This is a genomic window from Nonomuraea corallina (assembly GCF_027620315.1).
GTDB classification, from domain to species: domain Bacteria; phylum Actinomycetota; class Actinomycetes; order Streptosporangiales; family Streptosporangiaceae; genus Nonomuraea; species Nonomuraea corallina.
The window spans coordinates 1-16,069 of the sequence record NZ_JAPNNL010000052.1 but is presented as its reverse complement, the minus strand read 5'-3'; the positions used below and the strand labels follow the sequence as shown (position 1 = coordinate 16,069).

The 16,069-nt window shown below is 70.4% G+C and carries 13 protein-coding genes; 8 read left to right on the top strand and 5 right to left on the bottom strand.

Annotated features, from left to right (window positions below; translation table 11 throughout):
- Positions 1-421: 421 nt before the first annotated feature.
- The 3 genes from OUY22_RS15550 (at position 422) to OUY22_RS15540 (ending at position 3,277) form a co-directional block, all read left to right on the top strand.
- Positions 422-1,339 (top strand): ABC transporter permease, encoded by a 918-nt coding sequence (locus tag OUY22_RS15550; RefSeq protein ID WP_270155670.1) that lies wholly within the window; start codon positions 422-424, stop codon positions 1,337-1,339.
- Positions 1,332-2,195 carry an ABC transporter ATP-binding protein gene (locus OUY22_RS15545; protein WP_270155669.1) on the top strand — a complete coding sequence of 288 codons (864 nt, stop codon included), beginning with the start codon at positions 1,332-1,334 and terminating at the stop codon, positions 2,193-2,195. Before OUY22_RS15550 ends, OUY22_RS15545 begins: the two co-directional genes overlap by 8 nt.
- Before the next feature lie 803 nt (positions 2,196-2,998).
- Positions 2,999-3,277: a hypothetical protein gene (locus OUY22_RS15540; RefSeq protein ID WP_270155668.1), complete on the top strand. Its 279-nt coding sequence runs from the start codon at positions 2,999-3,001 to the stop codon at positions 3,275-3,277.
- 189 nt (positions 3,278-3,466) lie between these two features.
- Here the strand turns inward: OUY22_RS15540 and OUY22_RS15535 are convergent, their stop codons facing one another.
- Both OUY22_RS15535 and OUY22_RS15530 read right to left on the bottom strand, forming a co-directional pair.
- Positions 3,467-4,381, bottom strand: coding sequence for a hypothetical protein (locus OUY22_RS15535; RefSeq protein WP_270155667.1), 915 nt, complete (start codon positions 4,379-4,381; stop codon positions 3,467-3,469).
- 415 nt (positions 4,382-4,796) lie between these two features.
- Positions 4,797-6,107: a KamA family radical SAM protein gene (locus OUY22_RS15530; protein WP_270155666.1), complete on the bottom strand. Its 1,311-nt coding sequence runs from the start codon at positions 6,105-6,107 to the stop codon at positions 4,797-4,799.
- 311 nt (positions 6,108-6,418) lie between these two features.
- On the opposite strand from OUY22_RS15530, the gene plsX reads away from it, so the two are divergent.
- The 4 genes from plsX to OUY22_RS15510 all read left to right on the top strand — a co-directional run bounded on the left by plsX (position 6,419) and on the right by OUY22_RS15510 (position 12,987).
- The gene (gene plsX, locus OUY22_RS15525) at positions 6,419-7,393 is read left to right on the top strand and encodes a phosphate acyltransferase PlsX (RefSeq protein ID WP_408638166.1); all 975 of its coding nucleotides are present in this window, start codon (positions 6,419-6,421) and stop codon (positions 7,391-7,393) included.
- Positions 7,394-7,470: 77 nt separating this feature from the next.
- Complete coding sequence (locus OUY22_RS15520; protein WP_270155664.1) at positions 7,471-9,813, top strand: HAD-IC family P-type ATPase; 2,343 nt, start codon at positions 7,471-7,473, stop codon at positions 9,811-9,813.
- Positions 9,810-11,537: an arginine--tRNA ligase gene (gene argS, locus OUY22_RS15515; RefSeq protein WP_270155662.1), complete on the top strand. Its 1,728-nt coding sequence runs from the start codon at positions 9,810-9,812 to the stop codon at positions 11,535-11,537. The genes OUY22_RS15520 and argS overlap by 4 nt, the downstream gene beginning before the upstream one ends.
- 124 nt (positions 11,538-11,661) lie before the next feature.
- Entirely contained in the window at positions 11,662-12,987 is a 1,326-nt protein-coding gene (locus OUY22_RS15510; RefSeq protein WP_270155661.1) for a hypothetical protein, read from the top strand.
- A 129-nt stretch (positions 12,988-13,116) separates the two neighbouring features.
- On the opposite strand, the gene OUY22_RS15505 is transcribed toward OUY22_RS15510, so the two are convergent.
- Positions 13,117-13,500, bottom strand: a complete 384-nt coding sequence (locus tag OUY22_RS15505) for a cell division protein SepF (protein WP_270155660.1) — start codon at positions 13,498-13,500, stop codon at positions 13,117-13,119.
- A 165-nt stretch (positions 13,501-13,665) separates the two neighbouring features.
- On the opposite strand from OUY22_RS15505, the gene OUY22_RS15500 reads away from it, so the two are divergent.
- Complete coding sequence (locus tag OUY22_RS15500; protein WP_270155659.1) at positions 13,666-14,442, top strand: PhzF family phenazine biosynthesis protein; 777 nt, start codon at positions 13,666-13,668, stop codon at positions 14,440-14,442.
- Between the two features lie 58 nt (positions 14,443-14,500).
- On the opposite strand, the gene OUY22_RS15495 is transcribed toward OUY22_RS15500, so the two are convergent.
- Both OUY22_RS15495 and OUY22_RS15490 read right to left on the bottom strand, forming a co-directional pair.
- Positions 14,501-15,310, bottom strand: coding sequence for a GNAT family N-acetyltransferase (locus OUY22_RS15495; protein ID WP_270155658.1), 810 nt, complete (start codon positions 15,308-15,310; stop codon positions 14,501-14,503).
- A 167-nt stretch (positions 15,311-15,477) separates the two neighbouring features.
- Positions 15,478-15,789: an antibiotic biosynthesis monooxygenase gene (locus tag OUY22_RS15490; protein ID WP_270155657.1), complete on the bottom strand. Its 312-nt coding sequence runs from the start codon at positions 15,787-15,789 to the stop codon at positions 15,478-15,480.
- Between the last annotated feature and the right edge of the window lie 280 nt (positions 15,790-16,069).

Genomic DNA, 16,069 nt, shown 5'->3' with positions numbered 1-16,069 from the left:
ATCGTGAGCAGCCTGACGGGGGGTTCCTTATAATCCCCCGGGTTTGGCTGACCTGGTCAAACCAGCCGACGCCCTGCCAGTCGATCGCGACTATCCCTTACTACTTGCCACCAGCACGTCTCTGGCGCGTTGCAGTTCGGTCACACGTCCACCTATCAACCGACACACCCAGACAGCGCTATGGGGGATGAAGTGCATAAACGAGTCAGACAGGCACAGGCAAGGACGCACACCGACGATGAAAAATACCTCCTACCAGACAGTGGTCGTGCCGTTGCCTCCATGATCGGCGCTGCTGAGCTACGGTTGAGCGAGTCTTGACGGCGCCTTGGAACCGGGCGCCCCGAAAGATCGTCCAACTGTCGGCCGCACTCCATGCGGCAGGCACCCCGAACCACCCGGATCCAATAGAGTCCATGCCATGAGCCAGCCGGAATCCGCCGTAGCGGACGCCCAGGCGGGCGGCCGAAGCGGGCAGGAGCCGCTGGCCAAGCTCGCCGAGAGATACGGGCTTCGCCGTGCCATCGCACGGCCGAGGTTCACCGTCTATCTGCGCCAGCTCGTGGAGCGGCGACACTTCATCCTGACGTACGCGACCTCGCGCAACGTCTCGAAATACTCCAGCTCCGCGCTCGGACAGCTGTGGCAGGTCCTGACCCCGCTGCTCAACGCCGCGATCTACTATGTGATGTTCGGCATAGTCCTCGGCGGCCGCGACGGCGTCGAGAACTACCCGGCCTTCCTGCTGACCGGCATCTTCGTCTTCACCTACACCCAGCGCAGCGTCACCGCGGGCGCCAAGTCGATCTCCGGCAACCTGTCGCTGATCCGGGCGCTCCACTTCCCGCGGGCCGCGCTGCCCCTGGCCTACACCATCCAGGAGCTCCAGCAGCTCGCCATCTCCATGGGCGTGCTGGTGCTGATCGTGTTCATCACCGGCGAGGTCCCGACCTGGTACTGGCTGATGATCCCGGTCGTGCTGGTCCTGCAGACCATGTTCAACGTCGGCACCGGGCTGGTGATGGCGCGCCTCGGGGCCTCCATGCGGGACCTCAACCAGCTGCTGCCGTTCATCACCCGCACCTGGCTCTACGCCTCCGGCGTCTTCTTCTCCATCCAGGACAAGGTGGTCGAGGCCGCAGGCATGCCGCAGTGGGTCGCCACCGCCATGTACCTCAACCCCGCGGCCTCCTACATCGAGTGGATGCGGGACATCTTCATCGCCAAGCACTCTCCCCCTCCAATGGTGTGGGCGGCTTGCGTATTCTGGGCAGTGTTCGCACTCTGCTTCGGCTTCTGGTACTTCTGGCGAGCCGAGGAGAGGTACGGGCGTGGCTGAACTGACCAAGGAGCTGGCAAAGGTGAAGGGCGAGGAGCCCGCCGTCCCAAGCAAGGACGTTCGGGTGCATCCCAACCCGGAGCCCGCGAAGGGCCCCTTGGATGTGCCCACGGGCACGCCGACGGTCATCGTCGACGATCTGCACATCGTCTACCGCGTCTACGGCGCGGCCTCGGAGTCCGAGAAGGGCAACGCGGTCAACGCCCTCATGCGCATCATCAAGCGCCAGGGCAGACCGCAGATGAAGGAGGTCCACGCCGTCAAAGGCGTCTCCTTCGTCGCCTACCACGGCGACGCCATCGGCGTCGTCGGGCGCAACGGCTCCGGCAAGTCCACGCTGCTGCGGGCCATCGCCGGCCTGCTGCCGCCCCACTCCGGCGCCGTCTACACCGACGGCCAGCCGTCGCTGCTGGGCGTCAACGCGGCCCTCATGCGCGAGCTGACGGGTGAGCGCAACATCATCCTCGGCTGCTACGCCATGGGCATGACCCCGGCGGAGGTCAAGGAGAAGTACCAGGAGATCGTCGACTTCTCCGGCATCGACGAGTTCGTCCAGCTGCCGATGTCCACCTACTCCTCCGGCATGGGCGCCCGCCTCCGCTTCGCCATCTCCTCGGCCAAGACCCACGACGTCCTGCTCATCGACGAGGCGCTCGCCACAGGCGACCGTGAGTTCCGCAAGAAGAGCGAGCAGCGCATCCGCCAGATCAGGGAGTCCGCCGGCACCGTCTTCCTCGTCGCCCACGACCTGCGGGTGATCGAACAGACCTGCAACCGGGTGATCTGGCTCCACAAGGGCAAAATCAAGATGGACGGCGACCCGAAGGAAGTCCTCTCCGCCTACACGAAGGGCTGATGGCGCCGCAGATCGATCCCGCCGGCCCGACGTCCGAATCCCTCAGGGTCAAAACTCAAGATCAAAACCTTCAAGGTCAAAGACTCAAGGTCAAAGACTCAAGGTCAAAGACTCAAGGTCAACTTCTTTTTGGGGAACCCCCTCGGGCCGGGCGCCGCGATGCGTGCCTGCGGCCCGCTGCGCTCGCCGTAGCCCTCGTGAGTTCCACAGCCACGCCCGACCTCCCCGGCTGAGCGCCACGACCCACACCCCCCAACGCCACACCAGACCCCTCGAACCACGCCCAGGACGCCGTACGAGGCCGCGTCCGACCCGTACTCGGCGCCCTATCGGACCGCCTCCCGTCGGCGCCGTGGGCGCCCCCTGTGATCGCATGCATGCCGTGCTCGGAGTGCTCCGCGCGACCTTGTCCGATCAGCGCTCGGGCGTCGTGCGCGACCGGCTCCGATGTCAGGCCGAACTCCCCTGTGCTGCCCGGATCAGGGCCCTCTTCCGCGCATGCGAGGCGGACTGCAGGCCCGCTGGGATAACGATTGCGAGACAACCGGAGGCGCCCAACCCCCTGTACCAAGCTGGAATTGAGCCTGGGAACCCGGTACCGGTCGGCCGGCAAGCCGCTTCACGACACGCCGCAGCGGCCCAGTGGCACACGCCCGGCTCCGAGGTTGGATCTTGACCTGGGCTACGGCGAGCGCAGCGGGCCGCAGGCACGCATCACGGTGCCCGGCCCGAGGGGGTTCCCAAAAGGAAGTTGACCTTGAGTCTTTGACCTTGAGGTTGGATCTTCAGGGTGATGTGCACAGGTGATCTTCGACGGCGGGAGACGCGCGGCGGAGGGGAAGAACCTGACAGATGAGGCCCCCGTTCGCTACGATTCGAACGTTGGTTCGAGCGTACGAACGGTGATGGAGTGGGGGGACGCGATGGGTGAGCTTTCTGCCGCTATCGACCACCTGGCCACCGAGGATGTGACCGAGATACCCACGATGCAGCTGGCCGAGCAGGTGCTTGAGCTGCACTGGCAGATGGCCAGGCTGCAGGCCCAGATCGCCCGTCGCACGGGCGTCCGCCTGCCTGGATAGAGCGCGGAAACGGGACCGCCGCCGGCCCCTGGACTGGGGCGGCGGCGGGTGCCGGGGCCGGGGCGCCGCCGCCCTGCAGTCTTGGGCGGCGCCGACGAACGCGGCGGGGAAGGAGTCCCGGGCGTGAGCGCCCGCGGGCTGCGGGGCTCGGGATGCTTCGAGGGCGCGGAGCTCGGGTCCGCGGGCGGGTCAGTACTGGTGCCAGGGGTCCCGCACCGTGCTGGTCAGGGCGGCCGTGGCCCAGCCCAGGGAGTTGACGGTGTCGGTGTAAGCGCTGGTGGCCTCCACGCCGTTGGTGGACACCACGGCGGCCGCATCTTCGACGAGCGGGGCGATCTCGTCAATGGAAGCGACCTGGGTGGTGCCGGGCAGCGTGTCCAGCGGCGGCGCCAGCTCGGTGGGCACCAGGTGGCCGACGAGTGGCGCCAGCCGGCCGTTGGCGGACTGACGCGGAAGCGCGTACCGGGTGGCGCGCGACACCGCCATCACGCTGTCCGTCGCCGTGGCGCCGCCGCTGAGCGCGCGGGTGGCGGTGTCCACGGTACGGGTGGCGGTGTCCACGGTACGGGTGGCGGTGTCCACGGTCCGCGAGGTGGTGTCCATGGTCCGCGTGGTGGTGTCCATGGTCCGGCTGGTGGTGTCCGTGCTCCGGGTGGCGCTGTTCGTGGTCCGGGTGTCGCCGGTCATGGACCGGGTGGCCGACAGCGGCGACATGGCGGTGCCGAGCGCGCCCTCGACCAGGTGGGAGACCGAGGTGAAGGTGCCGTGGAGCACCTCCGCGGGTGGCGGCTCGATCGGGCCGTTCCGCAGCGCGGGCCGGCGCGACGAGGCGCGGCCGCTCAGCGGCTCGGACTCGGCCAGCCTGTCGGTCCCCGGCTGGAGCCGCGGGCCGGACGGGGCTCCGGCAGGCTGGGGGGCGGCGCTGTTGAGCAGGCCGCCCAGCAGGCCGTTGCCCGCTCCGTTGAGCAGGCCGCCGTTCGTCAGCCCGCCCAGCAGGCCGCCGAGCGGGTTGTCGCCGCCGAGGTCGCGGGCGGCGGCCGAGGCCGCGTGCCCGGCGTCGGCCTGCGCCGGCACGGCGAGCGCCGCCAGTCCGAATGCCGTCACGGCGACCGCCGTTTTCACTACACGTTTCATGTTTTGCCTTCCCGGCTCGTGATCGATCGCTTCTGAACGCATGGGAATTGCGAATCGATAACCCCCGAATGCCGTGGCGTACACGCTATGGGCACCGCACGAAGCGCGCCGTCCGCGGCTGAGCTACGGGTGCAGTTCTACCACCGCGGACGGTCTCGGGTGAGCCGCTAAAAGCCAGCGTGACAAGGGCTTGGTGGGTAAGTTACCGAGCGGGCAAAGGGTCACGCACAGGGAGACAAATCAGGAAATAGATAAAGCTGGAGCGGATATTCCATGGACGCTTCCGGCGTTCCATGAGCACGCCGTCCCGGCCCGGGAGAGGATTTTCGGGACACACGAAGGCCGCGGGCCGGGGGCGCGGATTTCCCGCTTGCGGCGGCCCGCCTCAGACCCGCGCCGGGGCCGCCTGGAACGGGAAGACGTCGGCGAAGGCCGGCCGCAGATCCGTCAGCCAGACGGCCGCCGGGTCGTAGTGCGCGAAGAACGGCCGCCCGACCAGTGCGGGGTCACGCGCCTGGATGAAGTGCAGCACGAACACCCGCTGCCCGGCGATCTCGGTGACCCCGTCGACGCACACCTTGCCCGGCGTCGCCGACATGGACGGCCCGCGCACGGTCCTGCAGAGCCCGGAGACACTCGCGTACGCGTCCCTGAAGATCTCGTAGGCCCGGCCGAGCGGGACCGCGAAGTAGTCCTGCGGACCGGTGTCGCGCTCGACGAACAGGTAGTACGGGATCATCCCCATCCGGTGCTGCCGCCGCCACATGGCCGACCACACGGCCGGTTCGTCGTTGATGGACCTGATGAGCGGCGCCTGGGTGCGGATCGTCGCCCCGCTGCCGATGATCCGCCGCACCGCGGACTCGACCAGCGGCGACTCCAGCTCGCGCGGGTGCGAGAAGTGGGCCATGAAGGCGAGGTTCTTCCCGGCCCGCACGACCTCCTCGAACAGGCCGAGCGTGGCGTCGGCGTCCGGGTCGCTGACGAACCGCTGCGGCCAGTAGGCCAGCGCCTTGGTGCCGATCCGGATGGACTCGAGCTGCTCCAGCTCCAGCAGCGGCTCCAGGTAGCGCCGGATCACCGGCTCACCCATGATCATGGCGTCGCCGCCGGTGATGAGCACGCTGGTGACCTCGGGGTGCTGGCGCAGGTAGGCGACCAGCTGGCCGATGTCGTCGGAGGCGAACTTGAGGTCGGCGTCACCGACGAACTGCGCCCACCTGAAGCAGTACGTGCAGTAGGCGTGACAGGTCTGCCCTTGCTTGGGGAAGAACAGCACGGTCTCGGGATACTTGTGCTGCATCCCGGGCACCGGCTCCTCTCCCATGCGCGGCACGTTGAGCTCCATCTGACCGGCCGGATGCGGGTTGAGCTGCGCGCGGACCCTGGCGGCCTCCGCCTGGACCTCCGCGTTGGGCGACTCGGCCTTGAGCAGATCCGCCAGTCGCGCCACGTCGGCCTCGGGCAGCATGTCGGCCTGCGGGAAGACCAGGCGGTACATCGGGTCGTGGGGCGCCGCCGACCAATCTATGAGCTCATCGACGACATAGGCGTTCGTCCGGAAAGGCAGGACCGTCGCGACGGCCCGCACTTTCAGTCTCTCCCCGTCGTCGAGTCCCGCGCGCCGCAGAAGCTCGTCGAGGTGCTTGGAGGTGTACGCCTTGAAGCGTCGGGTGCCTGTTTGGTTCAAGATCACTAGGCCTTTCCCATCCTTTTTTGTTCGATCGGATGTAAACCTCACGCCCCTGTCGCGCGTCTACGGCTCTTATACCGAGGGTAGGCGGCCCGCGGCTATGGTTCAGGCCCGGCTCTGAGCTACTTGGGAGCTTCACATCCGCGACATATCGCGTGCCGATCCTCCGTGGGAACAAGGTCGTGGTGGCCCGAACCGTCCACTCCGGCCCGCCGGTTAGCCTGGTGGACGGCCTTGCGTACCATCCGGACGGCCACGCCAACCGCCGTACGAGGTGAAAAGTGCCAGACAGCAGGCCGATCGCGGTCGACGCCATGGGCGGCGACCACGCGCCCCACGCCATCGTGGCGGGCGCCGTGCACGCCGTGCGCGAGCGAGGACTGCAGGTCGTCCTGGTCGGCTCGCCGCGCGTGCTGTACGAGTCGCTCGCCGAGCACGACGCCGCCCTGGAGATCCCCATCGTGCGCGCCGAGGAGGCGCTCGCGATGGACGAGGGCGCGCTGGCCAGCCTGCGCCGGCCCCGCTCCAGCATCGCGGTCGCCTGCCACCTGCTGCGCCGCGGCGACGTGTCGGCCGTGGTGTCCGCCGGCTCGACCGCCGGCATCGTGGCCACCGGCAAGCTGCGGCTCAAGGCCCAGCCGGGGGTGCTGCGCCCGGCCATCGCGGTCGCGCTGCCCACCCGGCCGCGGCCCACGCTGCTCCTGGACGCCGGCGCCACCGCCGAGGTCAAGCCGGAGGTCCTGGTGCAGTTCGGCCACCTCGGCGCCGCGTACGCCGAGCTGGCCTTCGGGATCACCGAGCCCCGGGTGGGCCTGCTCACGATCGGCAGCGAGGCGGAGAAGGGCAACAAGCTCGTACGCCGCGCCCACGAGCTGCTCGGCGCCGCCCCGTCGCTCCGCTTCACCGGCAACGTCGAGGGCTACGACCTGCTGACGGGCCGGGCCGACGTGATCGTCACCGACGGGTTCACCGGCAACGTGGCGCTCAAGACCATGGAGGGCGCCGTCCGCTACGCGTTCGACGAGCTGAGGCGGACTGTCGAGGAGAGCCGGGTGGCCAAGCTCGGCGCGTTCCTGCAACGCTCGCGGCTGCGCGAGCTGAGCGGCCGGCTCGACGCCGAGGCGTACGGCGGCGCGGTGCTGCTCGGGCTCAACGGCACCGTCGTCATCGCGCACGGCTCGACCAGGGCCCCAGGCGTCAGCGCCGCCTGCCGGCTCGCGGCCGATCTGTCGGCGGGCGGGTTGGTGGCGAGGATCGGCGAACGGATAACCGCGCACAGATCACGCTGAAAGCCCGTAGGGTGATGCGGATCCGCCCACCGGGGACAGAGGGCGCGATCGACGCGGCGGTCGGGCGGGGGGGTCGGGTGGACGGAGTCATGTCGCTGGACGGGCTCACGTCCGGGGAGGCGGCGCGGGCGCGGCCGAACGTGGTGCCGCGGCGGACCAGCCGCTCTCTCGGCGCCATCGTCAGGGCGAACGTCCTCACGCTGTTCAACCTCGTCATCGGCGTCCTGTGGGCGCTCATCCTGATCTTCGGCGAGTGGCAGGACGGCGTGTTCGGCCTGATCATGGTGGCGAACGTGCTGATCGGCGTCATCCAGGAGCTGCGGGCCAAACGCGCGCTGGACCGGCTGGCCGTGGTCGGCGAGAGCCCGGTGACGGTCCGCCGCGACGGCGCGGAGCGGCGCCTGCCCCCTCACCAGGTGGTGCTCGGCGACCTGGTCGCGCTCGGCCCCGGTGACGCGCTGCCGGTCGACGGGGAGGTCGTCGCCGCCGACGGGCTGGAGGTGGACGAGTCGCTGCTGACCGGCGAGTCCGACCCGGTCCGCAAGGAGCCGGGCGACCCGGTGCTGTCGGGCAGCTTCGCCGTGGCGGGGACGGGCCTGTTCCGGGCCACCGCCGTCGGCGTCGACGCCTACGCGGCCCGGCTGGCCGAGGAGGCGAGCCGGTTCCACCTCGCGCCCTCCGAGCTGCGCGACGGCGTCGCCCGGTTCATCCGCTACATCACCTGGCTGGTCATCCCGATCGGCGCCCTGCTCACCTACAGCCAGCTGAACAACTCCGCCGACTTCGCCACCGCCATCACCGGCGCGGTCGCCGGCATCGTCACCATGATCCCCGAGGGTCTGGTGCTGACCACCTCGATCGCCTTCGCCGTGGGCGTGGTCCGGCTGGCCCGCCACCGGTGCCTGGTGCAGGAGCTGCCCGCGGTCGAGGGCCTGGCCAGGGTGGACGTGCTCTGCCTGGACAAGACGGGCACCCTCACCGCCGGCGGGATGACGGTGGACCGGGTGCTGCCGCTGCGCGAGGGCCGCCCGGTGGCCGACGCCCTCGCCTCCCTGACCGCCGCCGACAGCCACCCCAACGCCACCGCCCGCGCGATCGCGGACCACTTCCCCGCGCCGGGCTGGCGCCCGCTCGCGACGGTCCCGTTCTCGTCCGATCGCAAGTGGAGCGGCGCCGACTTCGGCCCGCACGGGGTCTGGCTGCTCGGCGCCCCCGACGTGCTGCTCGATCCGTCCGCGCCGGAGTGCGCCCAGGCCGCCGACCTGTCCGCCACCGGGGTCCGCGTCCTGGTCCTGTGCCGTACGGACCGGCTCCCGGACCCCGACGTGCCCGCGGACGCCCGTACGGGCATGCGGGCCGGATGGCCGGGGCTCATCGGGGACGTCGAGCCGGTGGCGCTCGTCACGCTCGATCAGCGCGTCCGGCCGGACGCGCGCGAGACCCTGGCCTACTTCGCCCGCCAGAACGTCGCCTTGAAGATCATCTCCGGCGACGACCCCCGCTCGGTGTCGGCGATCGCCGCCGCGCTGGGCGTGCCCGGCGCCGACCGCGCCGTCGACGCCCGCACGCTCCCGGAGGACGAGGAGGCCCTCGGCCGGGCGCTCGACGCCGCCACCGTCTTCGGCCGGGTCAGCCCCCGGCAGAAACGGCTTTTCGTCACCGCGCTGCGCGGGCGCGGCCACACCGTCGCGATGACCGGCGACGGCGTCAACGACGTGCTCGCGCTCAAGGAGGCCGACCTCGGCATCGCGATGGGCGACGGCAGCCCCGCCACCAAGGCGGTCGCCCAGGTCGTGCTGCTCGACAACCGGTTCGCGGCGCTCCCGCACGTGGTGAACGAGGGCCGCAGGGTCCTGGCCAACATCGAGCGGGTGGCCGGGCTGTTCCTCACCAAGACGTTCTACGCGATCGTGCTGTCGCTGGCGACCGGGGTCGCGGGGATGATGTTCCCGTTCACGCCCCGCCACTCGACCCTGGTGAACGCCGTCACCATCGGCCTGCCCGCCCTCTTCCTGGCGCTCGCGCCGACGCTGGAGCGCGCCCGGCCGGGGTTCGTGCCCCGGGTGCTCAGGCTCGCCGTCCCGGCCGGGGTGATCTCCGCCTGCGCGGTGCTGCTGGCGTTCCTGGCCGCGGACGGCGGCACCCTGGAGGAGAGCCGGACGGCGGCCGTGCTCGCGCTCTTCCTCACCACCTGGTGGGTGCTCGTGCTGGTCGCCAGGCCGCTCAACCGGTGGCGGGTGACGCTGGTCGCGGCCATGGCCGGGCTGTTCGCGCTGGCGCTGGCGACCCCGTACGTGCGGCGGCTCTTCGAGCTGACGCTCGGCGACCCGCGCGACGGGCTGATCGCCATCGGGATCGCCCTCGTGGCCTCCGCCGTCATCAGTGCCGGAGTCAAGGTCGCCGGTACGCTTAGGGCATGACCGACCCGCAGAAAGTGCTCGCCGAGCGCGTCCAGCAGGCGCTGGCGTCCGCGTTCGGAGCCGAGCACGCCGACGCAGATCCGCTGATCCGGCCCTCCCAGTTCGCCGACTTCCAGGCGAACGTCGCGATGAGCCTGGCCAAGCGGCTGCGACGAGCCCCGCGGGAGGTCGCCGAGGCGATCAGGGCCGAGCTGTCCGACTTCCCCGGCACCGTCGAGGTCAGCGGCCCGGGCTTCCTCAACATCACGCTCGACGACGGGTGGATCGCGTCCGAGGCGACCCTCGTCTACAAGGACCCGCGCTCCGGCGTCGCCACGATCGCCCCCGCGCAGACCGTCGTCATCGACTACTCGGCGCCCAACGCCGCCAAGGAGATGCACGTCGGCCACCTCCGCACGACCATCGTCGGCGACTGCCTGGCCCGCGTGCACGAGCACCTCGGCAACCACGTCATCAGGCAGAATCACCTGGGCGACTGGGGCACCCCGTTCGGCATGCTCATCGAGCACCTTCTCGACATCGGCGAGGAGGCCGCGGTCGCGCAGCTCGAAGCCGGCCAGGGGACTGAGTACTATCAGGCGGCCCGCGCCAAGTTCGACGGCGACGAGTCGTTCAAGCAGCGCTCCCGCGTCCGGGTGACGACGCTCCAGTCGGGCGACCCGGAGACCATGCGGCTCTGGCACGTCTTCATGGACGCGACCGTGCGCTACTTCAACAAGGTCTACTCCATGCTCGGGGTCACCCTGACCGACGCCGACCTCGCCGGCGAGAGCATGTACAACCCGATGCTGGAGAAGACCTGCCAGGACCTGGAGGCGGCCGGCGTCGCCACGATCAGCGAGGGCGCGCTCTGCGTGTTCCCGCCGGGCTTCACCGGCTCCGACGACAAGCCGCTGCCGCTCATCGTCAGGAAGAGCGACGGCGGCTACGGCTACGCCTCCACCGACATGGCCGCCATTCGCTACCGCGTCCACGACCTCAAGGCCGACCGCATCCTCTACGTGGTCGGCGCCGACCAGGCGCTCCACTTCCGCATGGTGTTCGCCGCGGCCAGGCTCGCGGGCTGGCTGCCCGACACGGTCTCGGCCGAGCACGTGCAGATCGGCATGATGCTGGGCAAGGACGGCCGCCGGTTCAAGACCCGCTCGGGCGAGTCCGTCAAGCTGATGGACCTGCTGCAGGAGGCGATCGACCGGGCCTCGGCCGCCATCGCCGACCGCGGCTACGACGAGGTCACCCGCGAGGCGATCACCCACTCCGTGGGCATGGGCGCGGTGAAGTACGCCGACCTGTCGGTCAACCACGACAGCGAGTACGTCTTCGACTTCGACCGCATGCTGGGCTTCACCGGCAACACCGGCCCCTACATGCAGTACGCGACCGCCCGGATCCGGTCCATCTTCCGCAAGGCGGGCCGCTCCCCCGAGGAGACCACCGGCCCGATCGTGCTGGGCGAGCCGGCCGAACGCGCGCTCGGCCTCCACCTGCTCGGCTTCGGCGAGACGGTGGAGCAGGTCGCGACCCTGTCGGAGCCGCACCGGCTGTGCGCGTTCCTGTTCGAGACGGCCAGCCTGTTCAGCACCTTCTACGAGGAGTGCCCGGTCACCAAGGAGGGCGTCGACCCCGAGACCAGCGCCCGCCGGCTGGCGCTCTGCGCGCTGACGCTGCGGGTGCTGGAGACGGGGCTCGACCTTCTGGGCGTCCCCGTGCCCGAGCGCATGTAACAGGCCATTTGATCAAACTCCCCCGTTCCGTCATGGCGCGCCTCCACCTCGGAGGCGCGTCTCGCGGGTTAGGCTTTACGCGGTCATGAACTGAGGCCGACAGGGGGAGTTCTCTGCTTTGAGCATGGACCTGACTGCGAGCCCCCAGGCAGCGACCGAGCTACGGCGCTACGCCGAGGCGTTGCTGGCGCATCTGGCCGCCGACGGGAGCGCGCCCCCCGCACCACCCGGCTTCACCGACATCCCGGGCCACTGGCTGCCGCCCGCCGTCCAAGCGCTGGTGGCCATCCTCGCCGGTGAGGACCCGTTGGAGCCGCTGAGCAGAGCGGCCGGGCGCGACCAGCAGCAGACCGCGGTGTTCCTCTGCCTGGCGCTGGCCGTCGCCGGCCACGGCAGCCGCATCCACGCCTCCTGGCTCGGCACCGCCTTCGGCGACCTGTCGCTCGACCGGCCCGTCACCCACGGGCAGCGGGCGCTCTGGCTGGCCGCCGCCCGGGGCGCCTACGGCCCGGCCGGCAAGATCTTCGTGCTGCGCAAGCTCGACGCGCTCGCCGTGCAGGAGCACGCCGACCCGCGCCAGTGGGTGCAGGCGCTGCTGCCGGGCGAGCCGTCTGTGGTGGTGCCCGCCTCGCTCGTCGACTTCCCCGAGATGGCGGAGATCCCCGAGCTGGCCAGGCCCGCCCAGGCCGCCGCCCGGCTGGCCCGGCTTCGGGCCCGCTGCGAGGAGATCACCTCGGCCCGCCAGTCCGACCAGAGCTCCGCCGCCCCGCTCGCCAACTCCGGCGCCGCGCCCGCCACCGCCTGGGCCGAGGACGAGCCGCTCGCGGTGCTGCGCGCCATGATCGGGCTGAGCGGGCCGTCAGGCCCGCAGGCCTCGCTCGGCTCCCACCTGCTCGACGACCTGCGCCCCGGCGCCGACCCCCATCTGACGGCGATCGCCCTGCACGTCGCGGCGCCCATCCTGCGCGGCGTCGCCGAGGAGCTGGAGTACGACAGCAGGCTGGAGCCGCCGCCGACGGTCACCGTGTCGCTGCTCGGCCACCGCGTCGAGCTCCGCCCCGAAGGCCCTGACGAGGAGTCCATGGCCATCGCGGAAGCGGCCATCACCGCCGCCGCCCTGACCCCGCCCCGCCCGCCGTGGACGGCGGGGCTGCTGGTCCTCGGCGGGCTCGTCTGCCTCGTGGCCGCCTTCCTGACCCACCCACTCGTGGCCGCCGCGGGGGCGGCGCTGCTCGGGCTGGCCGGATGGCTGCTCTGGCAGCGCCGCGAACGCGTGAGATCCGACGCGGCGTACGTGACAGCGCAGGTGAACGAGCTGCGAGAGCTGGCCGACGGCGCGGTGTGGGCCCTGCACGCCTACGCCCGCGAGGCCGAAGGCCGTGCCAAGCAGGCCGCCGAGGACGCCGCCGACCTCACCCGCCTGATCCGCCGCGGCCCCCGAGCCGCCTGAACCCGCCCTCATAAAGCTGATCCACCACGGCCCCGGCTCTCGCCTCATGGTCCGTGGTGGATCAGATCGTGGTCATGCACGCGCTGCGCGGGCCCCGCCCTCCCGCGCCGGCACGTGGCCCGGCGCGGGCTAGGTGGTCTCGATCTCGACGTGGGCGGGCGCCAGCAGGAAGACGCGGTCGGCGATGCGCTCGATCCGCCCCTCACAGCCGTAGGCCAGACCGGCGGCGAAGTCGACCATCCGCGTCGCCTCCGGCATCGCCATGCCCGTCACGTCCATGATCACCGTCTGGCCCTCACGGAAGTACTGGCCGATCAACGGGGCGTCGTTGTACTTGAGCGGCTGGACCATCACGATCCGCGACGACTCGATGGTGGAGCGCCAGCGGCGCGCCGCCCTCTCCGTGGCGGGCATGTACTCCTCTTCGTACTGCCCGTCGTCGTCGTAAGCCTCGTCGTACTGATCATCCCCACCCAGGCCAAGGTAACCCGCAACCTTACGCACTGCCCCCATCGGCTTGTCCTTTCCTCAGGAACTCACCGCAATCGGCACGTCCCGACACATTGGACGGTAACCGACGATTCCGCGTTCGCCATGCGACACGCCCAGCACTAATTCCATTTTGTACGGCTAGCGTCCTGGTTTCATCCCGATATCAGGCCCCTATAGCATCGGTTGATGCGCTTGTTCATCGTAGACGCCTTCACCGACAGAGCTTTCCAGGGTAATCCCGCAGGTGTGTGCCTGCTGGAGGACCGGGTGCCCGACGCGTGGATGCAGGCGGTCGCGGCCGAGCTGAAGCTCTCGGAGACCGCCTTCCTCCTGGGAGATTCGCTGCGCTGGTTCACGCCGAAGGTGGAGGTCACGCTGTGCGGGCACGCCACCCTCGCCACGGCGCACGTCCTGTATTCGACGGGCGCGGCGCAGGGCCCGGTGGAATTCGCCACGGCCGGCGGAACACTCACGGTGAATCGCCACCCGGACGGGATGATCGAGATGGATTTTCCGGCCAAGGAAGTGACCCCCACCACAGCGCCCGAAGGATTGGAAAAGGCGCTCGGAGTCACCCCCGTACACGTCTCGAAGGTGAACCTCGACCTGCTGGTCGAAGTCGATTCGGCGGAGACGGTGAGCACCCTGCGGCCCGACATCGACGCCCTGGCGGCGGTCGGGGCACGCGGCGTCATCGTCACCGCTCGGGGAACGGAGACGGACTTCGTCTCGCGGTTCTTCGCGCCGAACGTCGGTGTGCCGGAAGACCCGGTGACGGGCTCGGCGCACTGCGCTCTGTCGCCGTACTGGACGGCGAAGCTCGGCCGCGCGACACTCGTCGGCGCGCAACTGTCGGAGCGGGGCGGGCTGGTGCGCGTGACCCTCGCCGGTGACCGCGTGCACCTCGCGGGCCACGCCGTCACCATCGTCTCCGGCACCATGCAGATCCGTCCTCCCTCCTGACTCCCTGGCCTGCCCTTACCCCAGTGGTTATCACAAGGCGGGCAGTCACGATTGGATATCAGTGAGTGAAGCGCAGGCTCCTGGCAGTGTCGCGGAACCCGAGTCTGCTGTAAAGACGCGCCGGGACGGGATAGCCGTCGTCGCCTCGCGGGGCCACCACGGCCTGCTTGGCGCCGGCCGCCCGCGCCGCGCGCAGCGCCGCCAGGCACACCGCCCTGGCCAGCCCCTTGCCCCGATGCGCCGGCACCGTGCCGGTCGGCTCGATCAGCGCCACCTGGCGGTCGTCGAGCCAGATCAGGCAGTAGGCGACCGTACTGCCGTCGGGGGCGAGTGCGCACCAGTCGAGCTCTGCACGGTACGGCCAGGCAGCGCGTACGGCCGCGTAGCTCTCTTCGGTGACGCGCGACGGGTGAAAGGCCGCGCGGTGAGCCGCCACCCGGCCCGCCACGTCACGCACCGCTTGGAGCCGGAACCCGGCAGGCGGCGCCGGCTCGGGCAGATCGTCCAGGTCCCGTACCATCCCCACGAAGAACGGCCCGTCCTTCACCCGCGCGTACCCGCGCTCCTCCAACGCGCTGATCAGATGTGGCTCCCCGCTGGACACCTCGACCTGGCGCTCCCCCGCCGGCACCAGCTCCTCGAACCAGCGCAGCACGTCGTGGGCCAGCCCGGCGTGATCCGGATCGACGGCCAGGTTGAGGTAGCCGGGCAGCTCGACCCAGCCCCAGGCCAGCGTCCGCCGCTCGGCCCGCCACAGCATCGTGGGCCACTCCGACTCCCGCCCCGTGTGCTGGAACCGCCCCCAGGCCAGATCCCCCGCGTGCCAGCGAGCCCGCGGCGTCCAGATCCGTCCGGTGAGCTCCTGCATGGCCCGGAGATCCCGGGGTCCGCCGTAACACGTCACGATCACCTTGCCATCTTCGCCCAGCCAGGCCCGCCGCCACACCTCTATATAGGGACCCCGCGGGAGACGCAGCGCTATCAGAGGCCCGACGAGCCCTCACCTCTGGAGAAGGGGTGAGGGCTCGTCCGGGGTCAGGATTCCTGGACCAGTTCCGCGGTCTCCGCCGTGACGTCGGACGCCAGGGCGAACGCCGCCGTGGCCTCCGGCAGGGAGTGAGCCAGTTCCTGCGCTTTCCGCAGGCTCTCCTGCGAGTCCCACCGCCAGACACCGATCCAGACTCCGTCCTCGGCCCGCCCCAGCCTCGCCTCCTCCAGCCCCGGAACGGCGGCCCGCACCGTGGACGCGAGCGTGGCGTGCTTGGCCTTCACCTCCTCGGCGTCCTCCGGCTTGGCCTTGAATCGGGTGATGGCGATGACGGCATTGTTCATGTTCTCTACGCTCATGAGGACCACCGTGCCCGGCCACCCTCGCATCCCCCGCACAAACCCCGCACACCGGCCTGAGCCGCCGCCGGAATCCGGCCTGCTCGCTCGGCCACGATGCTCTCCATATGGACGGCTGCGTGGCGGCGTGTGGGGCGTGTGGGGCGTTGCACGTGCGGTCGCCGCTGACGACACGGCCCGACGTCGGCATCGTTCGAGGCCGACGTGAAACGCAGCAAGGGCCCTGGGATCAAGGCCGACCCCGTAAATGCGGAAAGGCCCCGAGCACAAGCTCGGGGCC